General features: G+C 57.0%; 21 protein-coding genes. 10 read left to right on the forward strand and 11 right to left on the reverse strand.

The features are described 5' to 3' along the window. The first annotated feature begins 28 nt into the window (after nt 1-28). The 4 genes from VH413_05385 to trpS all read left to right on the forward strand — a co-directional run bounded on the left by VH413_05385 (nt 29) and on the right by trpS (nt 4,002). On the forward strand, nt 29-1,039 hold the full coding sequence (locus VH413_05385; GenBank protein ID HEX3798115.1) for a hypothetical protein: 1,011 nt from the start codon (nt 29-31) through the stop codon (nt 1,037-1,039). Between the two features lie 113 nt (nt 1,040-1,152). After that, entirely contained in the window at nt 1,153-2,451 is a 1,299-nt protein-coding gene (gene lysA, locus VH413_05390; GenBank protein HEX3798116.1) for a diaminopimelate decarboxylase, read from the forward strand. Nucleotides 2,452-2,634: 183 nt separating this feature from the next. Beyond that, nucleotides 2,635-2,934: a hypothetical protein gene (locus tag VH413_05395; GenBank protein ID HEX3798117.1), complete on the forward strand. Its 300-nt coding sequence runs from the start codon at nt 2,635-2,637 to the stop codon at nt 2,932-2,934. Nucleotides 2,935-3,021: 87 nt separating this feature from the next. Then, the gene (trpS, locus tag VH413_05400) at nt 3,022-4,002 is read left to right on the forward strand and encodes a tryptophan--tRNA ligase (protein HEX3798118.1); all 981 of its coding nucleotides are present in this window, start codon (nt 3,022-3,024) and stop codon (nt 4,000-4,002) included. 657 nt (nt 4,003-4,659) lie between these two features. Here the strand turns inward: trpS and VH413_05405 are convergent. After that, nucleotides 4,660-5,448 carry a PHB depolymerase family esterase gene (locus VH413_05405; protein HEX3798119.1) on the reverse strand — a complete coding sequence of 263 codons (789 nt, stop codon included), beginning with the start codon at nt 5,446-5,448 and terminating at the stop codon, nt 4,660-4,662. 103 nt (nt 5,449-5,551) lie between these two features. Between VH413_05405 and VH413_05410 the strand changes: the two genes are divergently transcribed. From VH413_05410 to VH413_05425, 4 genes are read left to right on the forward strand one after another with little or no spacing between them, the layout of a single operon-like run. Next, entirely contained in the window at nt 5,552-6,037 is a 486-nt protein-coding gene (locus VH413_05410; protein HEX3798120.1) for a YajQ family cyclic di-GMP-binding protein, read from the forward strand. Nucleotides 6,038-6,040: 3 nt separating this feature from the next. Further along, nucleotides 6,041-6,376: a Rieske 2Fe-2S domain-containing protein gene (locus tag VH413_05415; protein HEX3798121.1), complete on the forward strand. Its 336-nt coding sequence runs from the start codon at nt 6,041-6,043 to the stop codon at nt 6,374-6,376. A gap of 50 nt (nt 6,377-6,426) precedes the next feature. Continuing rightward, complete coding sequence (locus VH413_05420; GenBank protein ID HEX3798122.1) at nt 6,427-9,960, forward strand: FecR domain-containing protein; 3,534 nt, start codon at nt 6,427-6,429, stop codon at nt 9,958-9,960. Nucleotides 9,961-10,020: 60 nt separating this feature from the next. Then, nucleotides 10,021-10,719, forward strand: a complete 699-nt coding sequence (locus tag VH413_05425) for a hypothetical protein (GenBank protein HEX3798123.1) — start codon at nt 10,021-10,023, stop codon at nt 10,717-10,719. Nucleotides 10,720-10,891: 172 nt separating this feature from the next. On the opposite strand, the gene VH413_05430 is transcribed toward VH413_05425, so the two are convergent. After that, nucleotides 10,892-11,455, reverse strand: coding sequence for a zeta toxin family protein (locus VH413_05430; GenBank protein ID HEX3798124.1), 564 nt, complete (start codon nt 11,453-11,455; stop codon nt 10,892-10,894). Between the two features lie 44 nt (nt 11,456-11,499). Beyond that, nucleotides 11,500-11,916: a hypothetical protein gene (locus VH413_05435; GenBank protein ID HEX3798125.1), complete on the reverse strand. Its 417-nt coding sequence runs from the start codon at nt 11,914-11,916 to the stop codon at nt 11,500-11,502. A gap of 146 nt (nt 11,917-12,062) precedes the next feature. On the opposite strand from VH413_05435, the gene speY reads away from it, so the two are divergent. After that, nucleotides 12,063-13,232, forward strand: coding sequence for a deoxyhypusine synthase (gene speY, locus VH413_05440; GenBank protein ID HEX3798126.1), 1,170 nt, complete (start codon nt 12,063-12,065; stop codon nt 13,230-13,232). Between the two features lie 91 nt (nt 13,233-13,323). On the opposite strand, the gene rpoD is transcribed toward speY, so the two are convergent. Beyond that, nucleotides 13,324-15,171, reverse strand: a complete 1,848-nt coding sequence (rpoD, locus tag VH413_05445) for an RNA polymerase sigma factor RpoD (protein HEX3798127.1) — start codon at nt 15,169-15,171, stop codon at nt 13,324-13,326. A gap of 408 nt (nt 15,172-15,579) precedes the next feature. Between rpoD and VH413_05450 the strand changes: the two genes are divergently transcribed. Then, nucleotides 15,580-16,647 carry a hypothetical protein gene (locus tag VH413_05450; protein HEX3798128.1) on the forward strand — a complete coding sequence of 356 codons (1,068 nt, stop codon included), beginning with the start codon at nt 15,580-15,582 and terminating at the stop codon, nt 16,645-16,647. Nucleotides 16,648-16,654: 7 nt separating this feature from the next. On the opposite strand, the gene VH413_05455 is transcribed toward VH413_05450, so the two are convergent. From VH413_05455 to VH413_05485, 7 genes are read right to left on the reverse strand one after another with little or no spacing between them, the layout of a single operon-like run. Continuing rightward, nucleotides 16,655-17,902, reverse strand: a complete 1,248-nt coding sequence (locus VH413_05455) for a M20 family metallo-hydrolase (protein ID HEX3798129.1) — start codon at nt 17,900-17,902, stop codon at nt 16,655-16,657. A gap of 6 nt (nt 17,903-17,908) precedes the next feature. Next, nucleotides 17,909-18,646 carry a (S)-ureidoglycine aminohydrolase gene (gene allE, locus VH413_05460; protein HEX3798130.1) on the reverse strand — a complete coding sequence of 246 codons (738 nt, stop codon included), beginning with the start codon at nt 18,644-18,646 and terminating at the stop codon, nt 17,909-17,911. Nucleotides 18,647-18,671: 25 nt separating this feature from the next. Continuing rightward, nucleotides 18,672-20,021 carry an allantoinase gene (locus VH413_05465; GenBank protein HEX3798131.1) on the reverse strand — a complete coding sequence of 450 codons (1,350 nt, stop codon included), beginning with the start codon at nt 20,019-20,021 and terminating at the stop codon, nt 18,672-18,674. A gap of 25 nt (nt 20,022-20,046) precedes the next feature. Then, entirely contained in the window at nt 20,047-21,297 is a 1,251-nt protein-coding gene (locus VH413_05470) for an allantoate amidohydrolase (GenBank protein HEX3798132.1), read from the reverse strand. 3 nt (nt 21,298-21,300) lie between these two features. After that, a complete protein-coding gene (uraH, locus tag VH413_05475) occupies nt 21,301-21,657 on the reverse strand; it encodes a hydroxyisourate hydrolase (protein HEX3798133.1) in 357 nt (118 codons plus the stop codon). A 7-nt stretch (nt 21,658-21,664) separates the two neighbouring features. Further along, nucleotides 21,665-22,171, reverse strand: a complete 507-nt coding sequence (uraD, locus tag VH413_05480) for a 2-oxo-4-hydroxy-4-carboxy-5-ureidoimidazoline decarboxylase (protein ID HEX3798134.1) — start codon at nt 22,169-22,171, stop codon at nt 21,665-21,667. A gap of 44 nt (nt 22,172-22,215) precedes the next feature. Then, on the reverse strand, nt 22,216-23,463 hold the full coding sequence (locus tag VH413_05485) for a Zn-dependent hydrolase (GenBank protein HEX3798135.1): 1,248 nt from the start codon (nt 23,461-23,463) through the stop codon (nt 22,216-22,218). Between the last annotated feature and the right edge of the window lie 23 nt (nt 23,464-23,486).

Consider the following 23,486-nt stretch of genomic DNA (forward strand, 5'->3'; position numbering starts at 1 on the left):
CAAAAAAATTTGGAGTAAAAACCAACTCATGCACATCCAGAAGTTGTTGGGGGCGATTTGTGTGGCAGGCGTTGTAGGCGCCGGTTCGCTGAAAGCTCAGAGTAGTGATTCGGACATTCAGGCCAAGGCGCGCGAAGCTTTGCGCCAAAAAATGGCCGAAATGAATACGGATACGAGTGCTTCGGCACCCGCGGCAGCCATGCCCGCTCCCGCACCGGCGGCAATGCCACCCGCCGCTTCTCCCGCGCCGATATCGAATCAGGGATTGAGCGCCGAGCAGGAAGCCCGCGTGCGCGCCGCCTTGGAACAAGCCACCACCACCGGCAGCACTATTGCGTCGCCAAGTTCTCCCGCTCCAGTCGCGCCCGCTCCTGCGCCAGCAGTCGTGCCGCCGCCCGCTGAAATGGCTCCCGCGGCTGCCTCGCCCATGCCTTCGCCGACACCGATGCGCCATCATGGTTTGTCTCCTGAAGACCAGGCCCGGGTGCGTGCCGCCTTGGAACAAGCCACCGCTACCGGAGGCAACGCGCAAACCGGCGGCACAAATTCGTTAAATTATCAATGGTATAAGGGAACTGTTCCGCCCGTCAGCGCCCCCACGGGCGCCCGTTCAACGATCTTAGGAGAAACTTCCACCAACGCTCCCATGTCTCCTGCTCCTGCCGCAGTTACGACCGATAATTCTGCGCAAAGCAAGCCAGCTACCGACCGCGAAGCCCGCATGAAGTTGCGCGAGGAAATCAATGCCCAGCATGTGGCCGCTGAAGCTGCCGCAGCGCAACAAATCCAGGAAACCAAAGCCGCCAGGCAAGCCGCTGAAGAAAAACGCGAAGCCGGCGTGGCCAGCAGCGCAACTCAACCGGTCGCATCTGTGCCGCCCGGTTATATGCCGGTTCCCGCTCCCTCGACGCCGCCGGTCATTCCTACCGCCGGTTCCAAAGAGCAACGGCTCGCGGAATTGCTGAGACTTTACAAGTCGGACCAGATCACGCCCACCGAGTATCACGAACAACGGGCGAAGATCATTGCCGAGCCCTGATCCCGGACGTTTTCCACCGCCGGGTTGTTTGACCCGGCGGTTTTTTTATGTGTCCCGGCTTTGCCCGAGGACATTTTGTTGAATGAGTTGAACCCTAAATTTTAGATCATCAGATGCATTATTTTCGATATTCGGGAAACAAACTGTGTTGTGAAGGCGTGGCCGTCGAATCGCTGGTGCGCAAATACGGCACGCCGCTCTTCGTCTATTCGCAGCGCACGCTGGCCGAGCATTTCCAAAAGCTCGACCGCGCCCTCGCGCCGATTGACCATCTCATTTGCTTCGCCATGAAATCGAATTCCAACCAGGCCGTCCTGCGCACGCTGGCGGACCTGGGCGGCGGATTTGATATCGTGAGCGAAGGCGAATTGCGCCGGGCGATGGCCGCGGGCGGCGACCCCAAAAAATGCGTTTTCGCAGGCGTGGGCAAGACCGAAGCTGAAATTGAATTCGCCTTGCGCCAGGGAGTTTATTCTTTCAACGCCGAGAGCGAGCCTGAACTTGCGCGCATCAATCGCATCGCCGCGCGCCTCAAGAAAGTCGCGCCGGTGTCCGTGCGCGTGAACCCGAACGTGGATGCCCATACCCACGCCAAGATCACCACAGGCACTTATGAAAATAAATTCGGCATCGCTTTCGAGAAAATTGAGGCGGTCTATGCGCGCGCTTCGAAGTTGAAAAACCTGCGCCTGCGCGGCCTGCAAATGCACATCGGCTCGCAACTGACCTCGGTGCAGCCGTTTGAGGAAGCCGTGCGCAAAGTGTTGCCGCTGGTCACGCGTTTGCGCGATCGTTACGGCCTGGAATTTCTCAGCATCGGCGGCGGATTGGGCATTGTTTATAATCCCGCGCTGGAGAGCGGCACGCCGGAATGGTGGAAATCCTCGCAGGCAAAAAATATTCTTACGCCGGAAATTTACGCCGAGCGTTTGCTGCCGCTGCTCAAGCCGCTTGGACTGCGCATCCTGCTCGAGCCGGGCCGGTTCATTTCCGGCAATGCGGGCATCCTCGTCACGCGGGTTGAGTACGTGAAACAGACTGGCGAGAAAAATTTTCTCATTGTGGACGCCGCGATGAATGATCTTATCCGCCCAGCGTTTTACGAGGCGTATCACGAGATCGTGCCGTTGACGCGCCGTGGTGGGAAACTGATCAATTCGGACGTCGTGGGCCCGATCTGCGAGTCCGGCGATTTCTTCGCGCAAAATCGTCCGCTGCCGAAAATGGGCGAAGGCGATTATCTCGCGCTCCTCAGCGCGGGCGCTTACGGCTTCGTGATGGCTTCGAACTACAATACCCGCTCGCTTGCGACCGAGGTGCTGGTGAACGGAACCAAATCCGCGGTGGTGCGCGAACGCCAGCCCGTCGAGGAAATCTGGGCGCGTGAAAAGCTCGCGCCGTGGCAGAAGTAAAATCGCTTAGCCAACGCCCTCTAAGGAGGGAGCGTCCACGCGAGCCGTGACTAAGAAAGTTTATTTGTGCTCTCGCGTGTCGTGTAGCTGAAACTGAAGCCCTTCGGCTTCCTCGCCTCCGCGAGGCTTTTCGACGAAAGGATAAGTTTGCTATATTCCAGGATTAATATATTGAATCAATTTATGGTTGATTATTATAAAACGATTTTCGTTGTGGCTATTCCTTTGGTTATAATAATCGCTGCTCCGCTGGTTCGTCTATTACTCAAGCAAAAACGTCTCGAAGGCAGGCAGGTATGGGATCGGGTTTTTAAATTCAGGCGTGAAAAGTTGGATTGGTTTGTAGTTGGCTTGCTGCTTTTGATCGTTGGTTTGAATTTCGTTAAATTGCCATTTGGATTCTGGTTATTGATGATCGCATTAGCGCCGATTAGCCTTCATTTTCATTTCAAGCGCAAAATCCGCAGGAGCTTCCCGAAGTAAGTTTTCAAGGAGGGGATAAGACTTCCTGAACCCCTTGCCGAATCGTAATGGTTGAATGTCGTGCGTGCGCCTGTTACCTTGCGCCAAATGCGAATTTTATCAGGCATACAACCGTCGGGCACGCTGCATCTGGGAAATTATTTCGGCATGATGCGGCCCGCGGTCGAGTTGCAGGATAAGGGCGAGGCGTATTATTTCATCGCCAATTATCATTCCATGACTTCGCTGGTTGATGCCGAGCAACGCCGTAAAAATTCGCTGGACGTGGCGCTGGATTTTCTCGCGTGCGGACTGGATCCAAAAAAATGCGTGTTCTTCAAGCAATCGGATGTACCGGAAGTCACGGAACTGGCGTGGATGCTTACCACGCTCACGCCGATGGGACTGCTCCAGCGCGCGCATAGTTATAAGGAAAAGAAGGCGCGGCTCGCGCAGGACGACATGGATCTCGTCAAGCACGGCATCTTTGCCTATCCCGTGTTGATGGCCGCGGACATCCTGATTTATGAGTCCAATATCGTTCCGGTCGGCCGCGACCAGAAGCAGCACGTGGAAATGACCCGCGACATGGCGACGAAATTCAACGAAACCTACGGCCAGACGTTTGTCATGCCCGAAGCGCAAATCCGGGAAGAGGTCGCTGTTGTGCTTGGCACGGATGGCCAGAAAATGAGCAAGAGTTACGGGAACACGATCGAGATTTTCGGCGATGAAAAAGTCATCCGCAAAAAAATCATGGGCCTGGTGATGGACAGCCGCACACCCGCCGAACCAAAACCGGATGCGGATAAAAACCTGGCGATTCAGTTGTTGAAACTCGTCGCACCCGCCGCCACGGCGCAGGATTTTGAAGATCGTTTGCGCGCGGGTGGCCTCGGTTACGGCGACTTGAAGAAGGCGTTGTTTGAAAATTATTGGAACTATTTCGCCGCCGCGCGCGCCAAACGCGCGGAATACGCCGCGAACCTTGATTACGTGAATAGTGTGCTTACGGAAGGAGCCACGCGCGCTCGTGCGCTGGCGCAGACAGTTTTGCGCCGTGCTAAATTGGCGTGCGGATTGGATTGATCAACGGTCTGAAGAATTATTTCAAAGAGACACTTCACGATGGCTTTTGGTCAAAGTCATTTGGCCAATACGCCCGATAGTTGAACTGCTCAAAATTAAAATCCTTCTTTGCTCAGTGTAGATAAAAAAAACACGCCTAGGCATGTGAAGCCGCACACATGCCTAGGCGGTTTATAATAATGGAATATTTAGTTGTCGAGGGAAATTTTCTTTACTGCCTGGGAAATCTTAATTTTCTTTACTCCTGGGTAACCTCAACTTTCTTTGCTGCCTTGGGTAAGTTCATTTTTTTACGACCCCGGGTAAGCTCAATCGTGAGTCAACGAACCTTTATTCGAGTCATTCCCCGCCATCCTTTTTCAACGACTTTTTCAACGAGGCAACCCCGGGTATCCTCCATTGTGAGTCAATGAATCTATAATCGAGTCATCTCCCGATATCTATTTCAATAAAGCAACTCGGGCGGAGAATTGGCCACGCGTTTCGGAAATTTGTGCGCATCTCGACACAACTCTTAACATGCGGCCAATCGTCCAAACGGAAGCGACTGTCCGTCTTTGTTTCGGGGAGCGGACATGCGAGGGAGTATGCCCCCCGGGGAACAAATATCAACCCTGCCGGCTGGAACGGTGTCGAGGTGCGTTCAGGAAATTTCCATTAAGGCTTATGTTCCGGCACGGACATGCCGCGTTGATGCTGGAGAAACCATTCGTAGAGTTCGGGATTGTCGTAGGTGACGGTCCACGAATTGTGCATTGCTTCGGGATAGATGGTCAGCTTCACATCGTTGCCGAATTTTTTGAAAAGATTCACCATGCGCTGGGATTCGGCGGGATCCACCACGTTATCTTTGCCGCCATGAAATGCCCACACCGGCAAATGCCGCAAGGCCGGTCCCTTGGTTTTGTCCATCAAGGATAACACGATGCCGATATTGCCCTCGCCACCGCAAATGGGCGCGACGGCGGCGAAGCGTTCGGGATAGGTCGTCGCCAAACTCCACGCGCCGTAGCCGCCAGTGCTCAAGCCGGTGAGGTAAATGCGATTGGTGTCCACCGCATTGTTGGCGGTGACGTTATCGAGGATGGCGAGGAGCGTATCGTCCGACCACTTGGTGCCTTCGGAAGCCTGGGGCGTCACGAGGATGAACGGAAAGTCGGGATGTTTCTCGATGTATTTGGTGGGGCCGTGAACGGTCGTGCGCCAGAGATTCGTGCCGCGTTCGCCGGAACCGTGGAGAAACAGGATCAGCGGCCAGCGTTTGCGGGCATTGGCGTCGTAGCCTTTCGGCAGGAACAGCAAATAATCGGCGCGCAAGTTGGCGGTGAAAATGTGCGGCGTAATATTTTCGATGGGCGGCGCGGAAGGTTCGGCGGCGTTCATAGAGAGGCACGATGTAAGAGCGCCCGCGCTGGCGGCAAGCAGAAAATGAAAAAATCGGTTCATGTTTTGTTTATAGCGCGAGCTGGGGAGATTGCACGCTCAAGTTTCACGGCGTGGCCCAGCGTTTTTGCCTTGTCCCAAATTCCGGCGCGGGTTTAATTCCGGGATGCCATCATTCGATATTGTGTCCGAAGTCAATTCCATGGAATTGGAAAACGCCGTCAACCAGGCGAACAAGGAATTGGCGAACCGTTTCGATTTCAAAAATGTGAAAGCCGAAATCCTGCTGGAAAAAAATGAGATCAAACTCAGCGCGGACAATGAATTTCGCGTGCGCACCCTCGTCGAGATGGTCATCGGCAAGCTCGCCAAGCGCAACATCAGCCTCAAGAACGTGGAGAAATGCGACCCGGATATTTCTCCGCTCGGCCATGCGCGGCAAGTGATCAAGATCAAGAACGGCATCGAAACCACCGTCGCCAAGGAGATCACCGGTTTCATTCGCGACAGCAAACTCAAAGTGACCACGCAGATCCAAGGCAGCGAGGTTCGTGTCACCGGCAAAAGCCGCGATGATTTGCAATCGGTGATCGCCGCCGTGCGCGCGCACGAATTTCCGGTGGCGTTGCAGTTCCAAAATTTTCGCGATTAACCCGTGGCAAAAATAAAAATCGCGCGCGCCGCCGAAATCGGCGAAGGCCAGACGGTGAAATTTCCGTTCACCCGCGCCGGACGGCCGACGGAAGGATTTGTCGCGCGGTATCAAGGCAAGCTCGTGGCCTACGAGAATCTATGCCGGCATCTGCCCTTGCATCTGGATTTCGATACGGGACGTATCTTTAACCGTGAAGGCGATTATTTCATGTGCCAGACGCACAATGCGATGTATGAGCCGCTGACGGGCCTATGCATTCGCGGCCCCTGCGAAGGCCAAAGTCTCAAGACGCTGAAGATCGAAGAAATCGCGGGCGAAATTTGGTTCGTGCCGTGATTTTTAAATGGCAGCGGCGGGAACGATTGGCTTGTAACTGAAGCATCGTTTTGTTAGACAAAACGCAGAGTAACACGTCCCTCACGCCCGGTTTGAATATTAGCCGAAAAATTTTCTTTGCGTTCGTGCCGTTTATTTTCGGCGGGATGCTTTTTGCCCAATCCCCCGCCGCGCCGGGAAAAGGCGAATCCGAATTGCTCACCGCCGAGGGCACGGTGCAAGTGATGGTGGTCGGCGGAAGCGGTGGATGGCAGGCGGCGCATACCAATTCCACCTTGCACGTCGGTGATCGCGTGCGCACCGGCGCCCGCAGCCGCGCGACGGTTCGCCTGTCCGATCTCACAGTGCTGCGCGTGAACGAATTGACTACGCTGCAAATCCGTCCGCCGCTGGAGCCCGGCAAACAATCGCTGCTCGATCTTCATTCCGGCTCCGCTTATTTCCTCAGCCGCGAAAAACCGCCGGAACAGGAATTTCGCACGCCGCTGACTTCGGGAGCCATTCGCGGCACGGAATTCAATCTGGCCGTCGCGGAAGATGGCCGCACGGTGGTGACGTTGATTGATGGACAGGTGAGCTTGAGCAACACGCTCGGCCAGGTCGAAATGAATTCGGGCGAGCAAGGCATCGTGGATCCCGGCAAACCGCCGGTGAAAACCGCGATGCTTGAAGCCGCGAACATCATTCAATGGTGTCTCTATTATCCCGGCGTGGTGGATGCGGATGAGTTGCCGTTCACCGACGGCGAGAAGCAATCGCTCGGCGAATCGCTGGCGGCGTATCGCGCGGGTGATTTGGTGCAGGCGCTGGCGGTGTGTCCGTGGGAAGGCGAACCGGGTTCACAGGCGGTTCGCATTTATCGCGCGGCGCTTTTGTTGAGCGTGGGGCAAGTTGAAAAAACGGAAGCACTATTGCGCGACGCGCAGCCTTCACCGCAACTGACGGCGTTGCAACAGATGATTGCGGTGACGAAATTTGCGACCGGAAAAACCGTGGGTACGCCGACGACGGCCTCGGAGTGGGTGGCGGAATCGTACGTGCGGCAATCGCGCAATGATTTGAAACCGGCGCTTATCGCGGCGCGCATGGCGACCACGAATGCGCCGAATTTTGGTTTCGCCTGGGAACGCGTGGCGGAATTGGAATTCAGTTTCGGGCACATCGCCGACGCGCACGCCGCATTGAATAAAGCGTTGCAACTTTCGCCGCGCAATGCGCAGGCGCTGGCGTTGCGCGGATTTTTATTGAGCGCGAACAATGATATTCGCGAGGCGTTGACGTGGTTCGACCGCGCGATTGCCGCGGACGGCGGCCTGGGCAATGCGTGGCTGGGGCGCGGGCTGTGTTTGATTCACGAAGGGCACGAGCAGGCGGGCTTGCGGGATTTGGTGGTGGCGGCTTCGAGCGAGCCGACGCGCAGTTTGTTGCGCAGTTATCTCGGCAAGGCATTCACGGATGTCGGCAACGATTCGCGCGCGCAAAATGAATTGAAACTGGCGCGCAATCTCGACCCGCGCGACCCGACCTCGTGGCTTTACCTCGCGCTGTTGCATCAGCAGGAAAATCGCGTGAACGAAGCCGTCAGCGATCTTCAGACTTCGCAGAAGCTCAATGACAATCGCAGCCTGTTTCGGTCGCGCCTGTTGCTCGACCAGGATCGCGCGGTCGGCAGCGCGAATCTCGCGACGATGTATCGCGACCTCGGCATGACGGATGTCAGCGTGCGCGAAGCCTCGAAGGCGGTGACCAGCGATTACGCGAACGATTCCGCGCATCTGTTTCTCTCCGACGCCTACAACGACTTGCGCGATCCGACGCAATTCAACCTGCGCTACGAGACGGTTTATTTTAACGAATTGCTGCTGGCGAACATTCTCGCGCCGCTGGGCGGCGGGCGGCTTTCGCAGGGTGTTTCGCAACAGGAATATTCGAAATTATTTGAAGCCGACGGTCCGCACTTCGCGAACACCTCGGACTATCGCACGGATGGAATGTATCATCAGCTTGCCTCGCTCTACGGCGTGGAAGACAAAACCGCTTACTCGCTGGATTTGGATTACCATCACAACAGCGGTTTTCGCATCAACAACAAACTCGACGACGTGGAGATCAACGCGACCGTCAAACAGCAAGTGACGGACGCCGATACCGCGCTGCTGCTGGTGCAATACCAGAATTATCATTCGGGCGATAATTTTCAGTATTACGACCAGAACGACGCGCGGCCGAATTTCCGTTTCGACGAGCAACAGGAGCCGATAGTCGTGGGCGCGTGGCATCATGAATGGGCGCCGGGAATTCACACGCTGGGATTGGTTGGGCGGCTGGTGGACCAACAGCACTTTACCGATTCGGCGACGCCGCAACTGTTGGGATTCCAGACGGGTGGCGTCTTTGACCCCAGCGTGCCGTTTACGACCGTGCCGCTGAATGTGGATTATCAAAATAACTTCGAGATTTATTCCGCGGAGTTGAATCAGATCATGGAGTGGGACCGAGTTTCGATTTCAGCGGGCGGCCGTTATCAGACGGGAAATTTTCACAGCAGCGATCTTTTGGGAAATGCGTCGCCGGGACTCGCGCCGTTGTTCAATCCCAATGGCACGGCCTCACAGGACGCGGAGAACAACAGCTTCAATCGCTACACGGGTTACGCGTATCTGACAGTTGAGCCGATTGAACATCTTTGGCTGACGGGCGGCGCGGCGTACGATCAGGTGTCGTATCCGAATAATTATCGTTCGCCGCCGGTGGCAAATGGCGAAGCGTTCCGCCAGCAACTGGGGCCAAAAGCGGCGCTGGTCTGGAGCCCGTGCGACGAGGCGACGTTCCGCGGGATTTATTCGCGCTCGCTCGGCGGCGTGAGCCTCGACGAAAGTTACCGGCTTGAGCCGACGCAACTCGCGGGATTTCCGCAGGCGTTTCGCAGTTTGATTTCGGAATCGCTGGTCGGGTCGGTGACCGCGCCGACTTATGAGGTGATCGGGACGGCGCTGGATTTGAAATTGGGCACGCGCACCTACGCGGGCATCCAGGCGCAGCGATTGGGCACGACGATTCAAGGCCAGCAGGGACTTTTCGCGCTGGCCGACGGCGCCCCGCCGGTGGTTCCGCTGAACACGCCGCAATATTTTGACTACAAGGAATATTCGCTCGGATTGAATCTGAACCAGTTGATCAGTGATAATTTCGTAGTGGGCTTGAGTTACAAACTGACCCAGGCGGACGAGCGCGATTTCCTGGGGAATGTTCCCGCCGCTGTCCTGGCCAACGACCAGACAACCAAATCGCATCTCCACAACCTCACCGGGTATCTCCTTTACAACAGCCGCTCGGGATTTTTTGCGAAGTCGGAGACGCAATGGTATGAGCAGGAAAATTTTGGTTTCACCCCGGTTGAACCGGGCGACGAATTCTTCCAGCAAAATTTTTACGCGGGTTATCGCTTCCTGGATCGCCGGGTGGAACTGACGCTCGCGCTGCTCAATGTGACCGGGCAGAATTATCATCTGAGCCCGCTAACAGTTTACCAGGAATTGCCGCGCAAACGCGTCTTCGAGGCGCGATTGAATTTTGTGTTTTGATTGCAATGCCATATTTTGGGAGGGCGAGCGTACTCGCGAGCCCCATATATTTTTACCGTTATGAAAAAATTTATTTTCTCTGTCCTGTTGGCATTGAGTTTGATTTCTGGATTTTCGCTCGTGGCACAGTCGTTGAATCCGGAAGTCTTGCCACCGGCGATCAACGCGGCGAAGCGGGTGCATTTTGTCAGCCTGGACGGGGCGTTCACCGCGCCGAATACAAACTGGCTGCCGTGCCTTAAGACCTTGAGCGGCGGCGACCAGGTGACGGAGCCGGTGACGATTGGCGGGCACACGGGCGTGGAAGTCAAAGGCGTGAAATTTAACAATGCGGATTCGGAATACCCACTTTGGGCGAGCCAGCATTACATTGACGTGTTGATGCAGGTTTACGGCGATGAGGCGTTCGTGGACGCGAAGGGGCAGCCGCGTTATTTCAATTTTTTGACCGGCACGTTGCCGGAGCCGATCGCGGTGGACGCAGGGACGCTCCCGCTTTCGATCATGAATCATCAATGGAACTGGGTGCTTTTTCGCGTGCCAAACGGGTTGCGCCACATGGACGGCGGGCGGCTGGTCGGGACGATTCATCCCAAGGCGAAGCTGGACGAAAACATCGCGCGCGTGTCGCAACTCAGCGGGCAGAACGGCGGAACGATGCGCATGGATGGATTGCACGGGTTGAAAGTGCGCTTCGTGGCGTTCGGTGAGAAGGGGGCGTTTGGCGAACCAGACGCGGTGAATGTGTTCGCAAAATAATTTTCGCGCGCTACACGGGCTTCCCGAAAGCAGAGGCCACATAGAGAGATCAGGCACTTTGAATTTTGAAGGTGCGCCGGGAAAATTTAAGCGAAATTTTTCGGATGTTTTCAATCCATCACCGATTCAACCAAACCGCGCGGTGGTGAGAGGATGCGCACGATAAAAAAATTCAGATGATTTCTTTCAGCCACGCGGGAACCGGTTGGTTCAGCGTTACCTGCCGGCCGTTCCGAAAGATCGCCACCAGGCGGAAGGGCATCTGCAAATCATCGTTGTCGAAAATAAGGACATGCGGAAGTTCTCGGATGGCGCGCTTGAGATTCGCCAGCGATCGGAAAAAACGCGGGAGCAGTTTTTCATTGGGGACGTCATGTCCGCCTTGGGAAACCCGCATGGCAACTCGTTCATCCGATCGTCCAGGGCTGGAGATGCCAATGAAACATAGCGCCACAGTGAAGCCCGCCTGGCTCGCCTCTTTCAGGAAGGTGAGCTTATCTCCGATGGGATCGGAAAAAACGGTTTCGAAAATGAAACTTTGTTTTTGCGCCGCCAATTCATTCCGCAGATTGGCCACCAACTGCGCCGCGCGATAAGGATCCATTTCAATCTCATGGGCGAAAACATCGGCATTCAAAAAACGCAAGCCGCTCGGCCGCAAATGGGATTCGTAAAAGGTCGTTTTGCCGGCGCCGTTCGGACCTGCCAGGGCCACAATCACTGGGCGGGCGTCCATTTCCAGGAAATCGAACGGCCCGGGGAGTGGGGCTGGCGGATGTTTCACTTGACGACCGAGGCGGGCCGGGGTTTGGCGGGACTTTTACCAGGGGATTTGACGGTTTGAAATTCACGATTAACGAACCGGCCGGTGGTTCGTTTGCCGTCAGCGCCCGTGCGTATCAGCAGGCCGGGTGAGCCGGGCGCGGCTTCGTAGTGTGGATAGGGACGAGACTTGAGATAGTCCGCCACGCGCTGGCGTCCTTCGGCGGAGTCCACAGATTTGAGGCAGGCGGACAGGGGCTTGGCGGAGCCGGCTTTGCGCAAGGCCAGCACTTCGTCGCCCCGCAGCAACGGCTCGATGGCCTGGCCGAGCTTCGCCCAGAATTCGATTTGACCGGCAATGGAGCGTTCCTCGACCTCCGCAGTCAGGCGGGCGTCGAGAACAAGATTGTCAGATACCTTGACCGGTTGACTCATGACTAAAAGGTAGCAAAATGCTACCTCGTTGTCAATGGGATGGTTAATGAGGGCGCAGTTGAACATCCTATTTGAAAAATTAATTGGGGCTCTCGTGGCGTGCGAAAACGATTTGCCTTTCTGGAATTTTTCGTAACACTGCGCGCATGAGTAAAAAGACCATTTCTCGCAAGTTCGCCGCGTATCCGCGTCTCAACCCGTTCGGCGTGGGCAAGGACATCTCCGCCGCCGACCTGATGGACCAAGCGTTTCTCGCTTACAACGGCGGGCGGCTCCGCGAAGCGGCGCGGTTGCTCGTGGACAAAATGCTGCCGAATGACGGTTATATCGGCATGAGCCTGACGGGCGCGCTCACGCCGGCGGGGCTCGGAAAATCGTGCCTGATTCCGCTGATGAAGGCGGGGTTCGTGGATTGGATCGTCTCGACGGGCGCGAACCTGTATCACGATCTGCATTACGGGCTCGACATGAGGCTTTACGCGGGCTCGCCGTTTTTGAATGACGTGGATTTGCATCGCGACGGCGTGATTCGCATCTACGATATTTTGTTCGATTACAATGTGCTGCTCGACACGGACGCTTTCGTGCGCGAAGTGATTCGCGGCGCGGAATTTCAACGCACGATGGGCACGGACGAGTTTCACCATCTGCTCGGCAAATATGTTTATGAGCGCGCGAAGAAATTGGGCTTGAAGGACAGCTCCGTGCTCGCGACGGCGTATGAATGCGGCATCCCGATTTTCACGAGCAGCCCGGGGGACAGTTCCATCGGCATGAACATCGCGGCGATGGCGATGCGCGATTCCAAGTTGTTGCTCGATGTGAATCGCGACGTGAACCAGACCGCGGCGATTGTGTACGAGGCGAAATCCAGCGGGCACAAGTCGTCGGTATTTATTTTGGGCGGCGGATCGCCGAAGAATTTCATGTTGCAGACCGAGCCGCAAATCCAGGAGGTCATGGGCATCCAGGAAAAGGGGCACGATTATTTTCTGCAATGCACCGACGCGCGGCCGGACACCGGCGGCTTAAGCGGCGCGACGCCTGCCGAGGCGGTGAGTTGGGGCAAGGTGGATCCGGACAGTCTGCCGGACTGCGTGGTGGCGTACGTGGACTCGACGATTTCGCTGCCGCTGCTGACGGCGTATTGCCTGAGCCGCGTGAAACCGCGCAAGCTCAAGCGCCTCTTCGACACGCGCGAGAAAACTTATGACCGCGTGAAGAGTTTGTATTTGAAGATCGGGACGGTGACGAAAATCCACACGAGCCGCAAAGTGGCAAAACGGAGCAGCAGCGTGGGATTGAAGAAGGCTTAGGGAAGGTGTGATGCGGACGCCGGTGGCACGGCAGTTCGCAAAATAAAAAACCCGCCGGCTTTCGCGGCGGGTTTGAAGAGGTTTGGATCGCTTACGCGGCTTCGGCGACTTCGAGGAAGCCTTTGAGATGGCGGACGCGCGTCGGGTGGCGCAGCTTGCGCAAGGCCTTCGCTTCGATCTGGCGGATGCGTTCGCGGGTCACTTTGTATTGCTTGCCCACTTCTTCAAGCGTGCGCGCGTAACCGTCCACGAGGCCGAAGCGGAGTTCGACGATGCGGCGTTCGCGTTCGGTCAAAGTGCCGAGGACATCGCTCAATTTGTCTTTCAACAAACTGTAACTGGTCATCTCGGAAGGATTTTCCGCGGCTTTGTCTTCGATGAAATCGCCGAAGCAGGCGTCGTCACTGTCACCGACGGTGGCCTGCATGGAGATGGGCTGCTGCGCCATCTTGAGAATGGCTTTGACGCGCTCGACGGAGAGCTGCATTTCGTCGGCGATTTCTTCCGGCGTGGCTTCGCGGCCGAATTCCTGGAGCAACTGCTTCTGCGCGCGCATGAGCTTGCCGATGATTTCGATCATGTGCACCGGAATACGAATCGTGCGGGCCTGATCGGCGATGGCGCGGGTGATGGCCTGGCGAATCCACCACGTCGCGTAGGTGGAAAATTTATAGCCTCGGCGATACTCGAATTTCTCGACGCCTTTCATCAGGCCCATGTTGCCTTCCTGGATGATGTCGAGGAACGCGAGGCCGCGGTTGGTGTATTTTTTGCCGATGGAAATGACGAGGCGCAGGTTGGCCTCGGCCATTTCGGTCTTCGCCTGATGCGCCTTGGCGGCGTAAAGGTTAAGCTGCTCGTAAGCCTTGAGATATTCCGCGTAAGGCATGCGGGCAAATTCCTCGAGCGCCTTGATCTTCTGCTTCTCGGACTTGATGATCGCCTGCTGCTGGTCGGATTTGCGCGCCTTTTCCATGTCGGCAATCGTGCGCAGGCTCGCCTGAATCTTGTCGTGGATATTCTGGGTCACGAGGATCATTTCCTCGATGACTTTTTGTTTGTAGAAAAATTTCGGGAAACTGTCCTGCAATTTTTTGTCGAGCTTCTTGAATTCGCTGAACAGCTTGTCCTTCGTCGCGACCTTGGCGGGTTCCTGCCAGTGGGCGTATTTCTCGTCCACATTTTGGTCGAGGTCGCGGACTTTCTTGACGAGTTGGCGCAAAGCCTTGAGATGGCGGTCGCGGCTCTCAACTTTTTTGTCCACGATCACGCGGTCAAAACGCTCCTTGGGCGGTTCGGAAATCAATTTTTCGGCGAGCGCGATGTGTTCCTTCGCCGCAAAACCGAAGCTGTAAATAATGCGCTTCTGCTCGTTCTCGGCTTCCTCGATGCGTTTGCAAATGGCGACTTCCTGCTCGCGGGTGAGCAAGGGAACCTTGCCCATCTGGCGGAGATACATGCGGACGGGGTCGTCGAGAATATCGAGACGGCCTTTTTCCTCTTCCTCTTCGGCTTCGGGCGCCTTGACGCGGTCCACTTCGGCCTGGTCAACGATTTCGACTTCGAGATTGGCGAGCTTGGTGTAAATCTGGTCAAGGTCTTCGGGCGTGACGATGCTTTCGGGCAAGGCATCGTTGATATCGTCGTAAGTGAGATGGCCTTGTTCCTTGGCGAGCATCAGCAACTCGCGGACTTTTTCCGTAAGATCAACGCCGGACTTGGTCTTGATCGAGCCGGCATCGAGCGCGGGAGCTTCACCGGCGGGAGCGGCGGCAGCGCCATTTTGGTGGGCCGCGCCATTCGCGCTGGCTTTGCTGCGATCAGCTTTTGAATCGGCAGGAGAAGAATGGGAGTTACGGGCGGCGGTGCGCTTGCCTTTTATAAGATGGCGGGCCGGAGCGGGTTTGTGTGCGACTTTCTTTGCTTTCGATTTAACCATAATTGTGTGTCGTGTGATTTCTCAATGAGAGACAACAACAGCCCCCCATTGTCTCAGGTGAAGGCCAAGTAGTCAAACACAAGGTATTAAAAATTAACGGGCGCGGTGGCTTTTCCCAAGCGAAACGTAAGTCTTTGCGCCAAGCGCACAAGCGCATTTCGGCAAGAGACACCACGGGCGCACCCTTCCAATTCCCGAATGAGTATAAGACAATCGGAACCCGTTAATTATTCAAAAGTTGCGCAAGCGGCTTGCATTTGGCGAATACCCTTTTGAAATTGCCCCAAACCTTCGCCACAGTCACCGCCCAGCATGAATCTATCGGGGCGCCATTTTTTCAACGCTTTTGAACCGCGTTTTCTGCGGGCCGCCCTGTTAATTGCGGTTGCTTTCACCGGTTTTAAGGTTTTGGCGCAGACACTGGATCATGGCGTCAATCCCATGAACCTTGGCAAGGGCGATTGGATCTACCAACTGGGCCGAGCAGAGGCACGATTGGGTATTTCCTCGACGCAGGAGCTTGTCAATTATGAAGCCGGCCTGGGCATGCAATGGATCACGGTCAAATGCGCCGACGGCGCTGACACTAATAGCTGGTCGCAATTCAACGCCACCCTAATCGCGCAAGCCCATGCGGCGGGTTTGAAAATTTTCGGCTGGGCTTACATTTATGGCGGGACAAATGTGCCGGGCGAAATCAATGCCGCGCTTTCGAGTCTCGACCAAGGCGCGGACGGTTTTATCATGGATGCCGAAAGCGAATATGACGCGTCCGGCCAATCCACCGCCGCGCAGCAATATTGCGCCGGTATTCGCGCGCGCTATCCCAATACGTTCCTCGCTTTCGCGCCGATCTATGACGTGGTGAATGTTGCGCAGCATCCGAATTTTCCCGCAACGGTGTTCGGACGTTATTGCGATGCCGCGATGCCCCAGGATTATTGGCAGTATTACGGCGATACGCCACCGCAAATGGTGGCGGACATGGATACCGTGTGGACCACCTGGCAAAATGGATTGACCGGCACCAATCGGCAGGCGATCAAACCGATCATTCCCATCGGGCAATCGGCTTCGCTTCTGGGCACTGAAGTGGCGGCGGACATCACGGATTTCGTGGCCAGTCTCAAGGGCGACAAAAATCCGGCCAGCGCGGGTGGTTATCACGGCGTGAGTTTCTATAGCTGCCAGACTCGCACGACAAATATGGATTTGGGAATTGCGACGGCACAGTTTTCAAATCCAGTGCTGCCCACGCCGCCCCAGTTCAAGAGTATTAGTATGACGAGCGGCGGGGTGGTGTTGGATTTGGCCGGGCAGACGAATGGGAATTACGCGATTGATATTTCTAGCGACCTCGCGACCTGGACGCCGCTTTTCTATTTCACGATGACGAGCGGCGATTATCAATATCTGGATAACTTCAGCACAAACACTGGCCAAATCTTTTATCGCGTGCGATTGATCTATCCGTAAGGCCGCGTTATTTCACCAATTCAGCGAGGGTCAAGGCCAGCACCTGCACTCCGCGCTCAATTTGTTCCGGCGAGGAATATTCGTCCGGACGATGGCTCACACCGCCGCGGCAGGGGATGAAGATCATCGTGGTCGGGCAAATCTGCGCCATGAATAGCGAATCGTGATACGCGCGGCTGATCATTTTTTTGACGGGCAAGCCAAGTTGCGCGCCAGCGGCGGCGACGGTTGCGACCAGTTGCGCATCGCAAATGGCAGGGGCGTCCACGTTCAATCGTTCCAGCGCAAGAGTGACGCCGCGTCGCGCACAAATCTGCGCCGCATTTTTTTCGATGCGCGCCAGGGCGGCGTCGCGCGTGGCGAGTTGGGTATCGCGAAAATCTATTTCCATCCACGCGCGGCACGGCACGCTATTCACTGCGCCGGGTTCGATGCGCAACACTCCCGTTGTGCCGACCGTGTCCGGGCTGCCGCTCGTCAACGCCGCCTGTTCCACGTCCAGCGCGATCTCGGCGGCGGCGAGCAAGGCGTCGTGGCGGATCGGCATGAGCATCGCGCCCGCGTGCCCGCCGACTCCGGTCAGTTGCGCGCGAAGCGTGCTCGGCGCGGCGATTTTTTCCACGACGCCGATGGGCAAATTTTCCTGCTCGAGCAAAGGCCCCTGCTCGATGTGCAACTCGACAAAGCCCGCGTACGTTTTTGGCGCGAGTCGCACGGTGCGCAAATCCTTGCCGCCAAATCCCGCCGCGCCGCGCAATTCCTCCAAAGTTTTTCCATCCGGATCGCGCAACGATGCGGCTTTTTCCAGCGACATCGCGCCCGCGAGCATGCGGCTGCCGAGACAACCGATGCCAAATCGTGTCGGCTCTTCCGCGGTGAACACGATTAATTCGATGCCGCGTTTCGGTTGGATGCCCGCGGCTTGCAGCGCGCGAATCGCTTCGATTGCGCCGAGCACGCCGACGACTCCATCATAGCGTCCGGCGTTTGGGATGGCGTCAATGTGCGAACCGGTGGCGACCGGCGCGAGTGAAGGGTCAGCGCCATTCCAGCGCGCAAAAATATTTCCGACCGCATCTTCGCGAATGGCGAGTTGCGCTTCGCGGCACAAATTTTTGACGAATTCGCGCGCGCGCAAATCGGCTTCGGAAAAAAGCACGCGCGTCACGACCGGCGCGGGCGCGGCGGAAATCGCCGCCAGATCATCAATCTGTTTCTGCAACCGCGCGCCGTCAATTTTCAAAGAGGAACTCATCGCAACTCACATCGGATCGCGATTCACGTCTTTGTAATAAATATAGCTCGCGGGAGTTTTACCCATTGCGACAAACCATTGCGGACAGTAGGGCGCCATCCAGATCACGTCGTTCGTTTGCACCGGATGATAATCGCAGCCAAGGCGATAAACGCCCTGGCCGGAAAGCATCAGGAGGCCGTGCTCCATCACGTGCGTCTCGACGAATGGCAGCGTCGCTCCCGGTTGATACGTAAAAATATTCACGGCCATATCGAACCTGGGATCGTCGTAAAGCAACACCTGAAGGCGCGCGTCTTCATTGCCGAGAAATGGCTGGCCTTTTACTTCGCGCTGGTGGCCGATGATCGTGTCCGGCACGGCTGAGCCCGCGAGCGGCACATAAATTTTTTGAAAGATCAGCAGCTTTGCGTCAGAGCCGTGAAAGTGAATATCCTTGCCGGGCGGCACGTAAACGAAACTGCCCGCTTCGAGGCGATTGCGTTTGGAGTTAAACGTCACGCTCGCGTTGCCTTCGATGACATAGACAAAATATTCGGTGTCGCCCGTGTTGCCCCGGCCCTGACCCTCTTTGCCCAGGGTAATGAGAAACTGGCAAAAGCGCGCGCCCATCGCCGGCGAGATAAGCACGTTGCAGGTCACATTTTCCCAGCCCGGCAGCATGCTCGGCACGAAGCCGCTCGGTGTGAGCAGGGCATAACGGTCTTTCACCACATTGCGCGTTGCACCAAACAATTCAGTCATTTGCGTTCTCCATTGGGTTGCGATTTCACGGTCTGACCAATTCTCCTAAAGCCTTTGCCGTGATTTTTCCATCTTTAAATACCGTGCGACCGCGCACGAACGTCTGCGCCACCTTGCCGCGCAGCTTGCGGCCCACGTAAGGACTCTGCTTATGGCGATAAAATAAATCTTTTTGTTCCACGGTAAATTCCGCCGCCAAATCCACGAGCGCGAGGTCGGCATCGCCGCCGATTTTAATCGCGCCTTTGCGTTCCGGCAGATTGAAGCGTTGCGCGACATTGAACGAAAGCATCCTCGCCAGCAGCGGCAACGCGATCTCCCGCTGCACGTGGCCTTCCGTGATCAACAGCGGCAGCGTGTGCTGCGCGCCGGAAATTCCGCCCCACACTTTGAAAAAGTTCGCGTCGCGTTTCATGTCCGGCGGCGCGGGCGAATGATCGGAGCCGATGGTCGTGACGTGTTCGGTGGCGACGTGATGCCACAGGGTGCGTTGAACGGTGGCCATCCGCAACGGCGGCGCGCATTTCGCCACCGCGCCGAGCTTGAGCACGTCATCTTCCGTGAGCACCAGATAATGCGGGCAGGTTTCACACGTCACGTCCGCGCCCATCGCGCGCGCCTTGGCCACCAGCGCGACGCCTTTGCCGCTGCTTACATGGACGATGTGCAGCGCGCAACCGGTTTCACCCGCAATCGCAATCGCGCGGCGGATCGCTTCAAGCTCCGCGGCGATCGGACGCGAAATGAGATAATCGCGAATGCTGGTTTTGCCGGCGCGTAATTGTTTCGCGGTCAACTCACTGGTCAACCTTTCGCTTTCGGCGTGCACGGCGACAATTTTTTTTAACTGCGCGGCGCGCTTCATGCCTTCGCGCAAGGTCGTGTCGTCCACGCTCGCAAAATCCTCGATGCCGCTGTTCGACATGAAAGCCTTGAAACCGATGACGCCGCGTTCGGCAAGTTCGCCGAGCTTGTCCACGTTGCCGGGAACCAATCCGCCCCAAAACGCGAAGTCCACCAGCGAACTGGCGCGCGCGGCGGCAAGTTTCAGATCGAAGCTGGCGGCATCCACGGTCGGCGGATGCGCGTTGAGCGGCATATCGAAAAAAAGCGTGCCGCCACCGGCAGCGAGCGATTGCGAACCCGTGGCGAGGCCTTCCCATTCCGCGCGGCCGGGTTCGTTGAAATGAACATGGGCATCAATCACGCCCGGAAAAACGTGGAGGCCAGACGCATTGATTTCCGCTTTGCCCGACGCGGTAAGATTCGGTTCGAGCGCGACGATTTTCCCGCCGGCCACGCCGACGTCCACTGATCGCAACTCAGTGGGCGTGACGACCGTTCCGCCGCGCAGGATTAAATCGAGTTTGCCCATATTATACTATAATATGATTTAACGCTCAGCGCGAAGGCAGCTTTTGCGGATTTGCCAGCAGCAGAAGAAAGTTATTCATCACCGCAATCGCCACCGCGACATCTTCGACCGTCACCGACTCGTCGGGATGATGGCTGATGCCGCCTTTGCAGCGGACGAAGAGCATCGCCACCGGCGTGATGTCGCCCATGACGGCGGCATCGTGGCCTGCGCCGCTGGGAAGTTCGATGACGCCCATGAGATGCTGCCGCGCGGCTTTCGCGAGCAACGCGGACAAATCATGCGAGCACGGAACTGATTCCACATCGTGCACGATTTCCCATTCCAACGGCGTGTGGCGTTTGCCGGCGATTTGCGCAGCGAGTTCCTGCAAGTGCGCGCAGGCGTTATGCCGAGTTTGGTCCTGCGCGTGGCGGACATCTATGCTCAGGATGACTTCGCCGGGAATGACATTGCTCGCGCCGGGTTGCGCTTCGATTTGCCCAACGGTGGCCACGAGTCCGGCTTGTGACTGCGCGTGTTTTTCCACGGCGACAATCAATTCTGCGGCGGCGGCCAGCGCGTCGCGGCGCAGCGACATCGGCGTGGTTCCCGCATGCCCGGCTTGTCCGGTGAAGCGCGCGCGAATGCGGGTTTGCCCGGCAATGGCGGTGACGACGCCCACCGGTTGATTTTTTTCCTCGAGCACCGGGCCTTGTTCGATGTGGACTTCCGCGTAGCCGAGCAGTTGGTGAGGATCGCGCCGCGCAGATGCGAGTTGATCCGGCTGGCCGCCGAACGCGCTGATCGCCTCGCTCATGGTGACGCCGCGCACGTCAAACCGTTTCAAATCCGGCGCCTTGAACGAGCCCGCGAGCGCCTTGCTGCCGAGATAAGTCGTTTGATAGCGCACGCCTTCTTCATCGGCGAAACCGATGACTTCAAGGGCGAAGGGCAGGTGAATTTTTTGTTCGCGCAAATGCTGGACGCACGCAATCGCGGTGATGACACCGAGCGGGCCGTCATATTTTCCGGCGTCGCGAACGGTGTCGAGATGCGAGCCGAGGAGAAACGTTTTCGCGCGTTCGTTTTGGCTGGGATAATGGCCGATGAGATTGCCGATGGCATCCTCGGAAGTGGTCATGCCGGCTTCGCGCATCCAGCCGGCCACGAGGTCATTCGCCTGGCGCATCGCGGGCGAACAAAACGTGCGCGTCAAACGGTCCGGCTCTTCGCTGATGCGGCCAAGCGCGTCAATCCGCTGCATGACGGTTTGCGCGAGCGTATTAATATTCATATCTCAACTTCCGCGATACGTGCTGTAAGCCCACGGCGAAACCAGCAGCGGCACATGATACGCAGCCTGCGCATCGGCAATGCCGAACCGCACCGGCACGCGCTCAAGAAAGGGAACGTCCGTCTTCACCGCAACTTTCTGCGCGAAATATTCCGCGACATAAAAAACCAATTCGTACATGCCCGCGCGCATTTCGTCCGCCGCCAGCAATGGCGCGTCGCTCCGGCCATCAGCATTCGTTTGAATCGTCTTCAAAAGTTTGGGCGAACCCGAGGCCAGCGACCAGAGTTCGATTTTCATGCCGCGCGCGGGACAGCCGTGCGCGGTATCGAGAACGTGCGTGCTTAATTTGCCGGGCATAATATTTTTATTTCTGAACCAAATCTTCGAGCCGCAGGCGGGCGATCTTGCCGATCTCCGTGAGCGCCGCGGTGATTTCCTGTTCGCGCGAATTTTTCAAGCGCATTTCAAATCCCTTGAGGATGGCTGCCTTTTTGTTGAGCCGCGCGCAAATCACAAATGGAAAGTCAAACTTCTCGCGGTACGCCTGATTATTTTTTTGGAACAACGCGATTTCATCCGCATTGAGTTGGCCAAGGCCCGCGCTCGCCTGTTCGCGATTGGATTCCGGCGTCAACGTGCCCGCCAGGGCAGCACGACCCACAAGATCGGGATGCGCCCGGATGAGCGCGACTTGTTTGGCGTCGTCCGCCTTTGCGACCACGTCGGTCATCACGCGATTCAGTGCCTCAACATCCGCAAACGGTCGCGATGACCACGCCGCATCCGCAATCCACGGCGAATGCTCGAACACCGGGCCGACGACGCAAACAAATTCCGCGCGGTCGAGGGAATTGAGTTGGCTGAGAGTCATGCAAATAAACCTTACGCCGCGCCGCTGGAAAATTCCAACACCGCTTACGCGTGGCTGCGAATCCAATTCATCGTTTTGTCCGCGAGCTTGTCGAAGGCCGTCACGCACAGTTCCAAATGTTCCTCGCGCGTGTCTTCGATTTTATTGTGGCTGATGCCGTGGAGGCTTTGCACGAACATCATCACTGTCGGCACGCCGGCGCGCGCGACTTCGGCGGCGTCATGCAGCGGGCCCGACGGCAGGCGAAAGCGTTTGCCACAGGTCTCGTGAATGGCGTCGTCGCAGAATTCAATCAACTGCGGATTGAACAACACCGGCTCGATTTGCCACAGGCGGTCCCACGCGACCTGCACATTTCCGTCGCGCGCAAATTTTTCGCTGGCCTCGCGGGCGTCCCGCAACATCAACGCGAGCGCGGCGGCGTCGAGATGGCGTTGGTCGAGCGTGATGCGGCATTCCTCAACGACGCTGGTGACGATGCCGGGTTTCGTCGTGCAGGAACCGATCGTGCAGACGCCGCCGTGGCGCGCGGCGATGGCGTAAATTTCCTGGCTCATTTTTCCGGCGGCGAGAAAGGCGTCCTTGCGGCGATTCATCGGCGTGCTGCCGGAGTGCGCGGCCTGTCCGCGAAACGTGATCGCATGACGTTCGACGCCGAACGTGCCGAGCACCGCGCCGAGCGGCAAATCCAAATCGAGCAGCACCGGCCCCTGCTCGATGTGCAATTCCAAATACGCCGCCGCCTGGCTCAGTTCGCGATGGCTGTCTTTCACGCGCTCGAAGTCCACGCCGATTTCCTTGAGCGCATCGGGCAGGCGAATGCCGTCCTTATCTTTCAAGCCGCGCGCCTCGTCCATATTCAACGTGCCGGAACAAGCGGACGAGCCGAACAAACTTTTGCCGAAGCGCGCGCCTTCTTCATCCGCCCAATCCACGAGGCGAATGGTGATGGGCGGTTTGCCGTCATATTGCGAATGGATGCGGCGCAAAATTTCGACACCGGCCATGACATTCAAACAGCCGTCGAGCCAGCCGCCGTTGGGGACGGAATCAATGTGGCCGCCAATGAGCAAGGCGCGTTCGCTCGCGCCGACAAGGGTGGTCCACAAATTGCCGGCGGCATCGGTGTGCGTTTGCACGGGCAAGGCGGCGAGCTTTTCCTTGAGCCACGCGCGGGCGGTGAGCCAGGTCTTGGTGAAGGCGACACGCTGCGCGCCGTGGGCATCGCCGGTGAGGGCGCGAAGCTCTTTGAGTTCGGCGACAGTGCGTTTGGGATCGAGAGAAGCGCTCATGGAATTTGAGGAAATTTTAGTAT

It is taken from the genome of Verrucomicrobiia bacterium (assembly GCA_036268055.1).
Lineage (GTDB): Bacteria > Verrucomicrobiota > Verrucomicrobiia > Limisphaerales > Pedosphaeraceae > DATAUW01.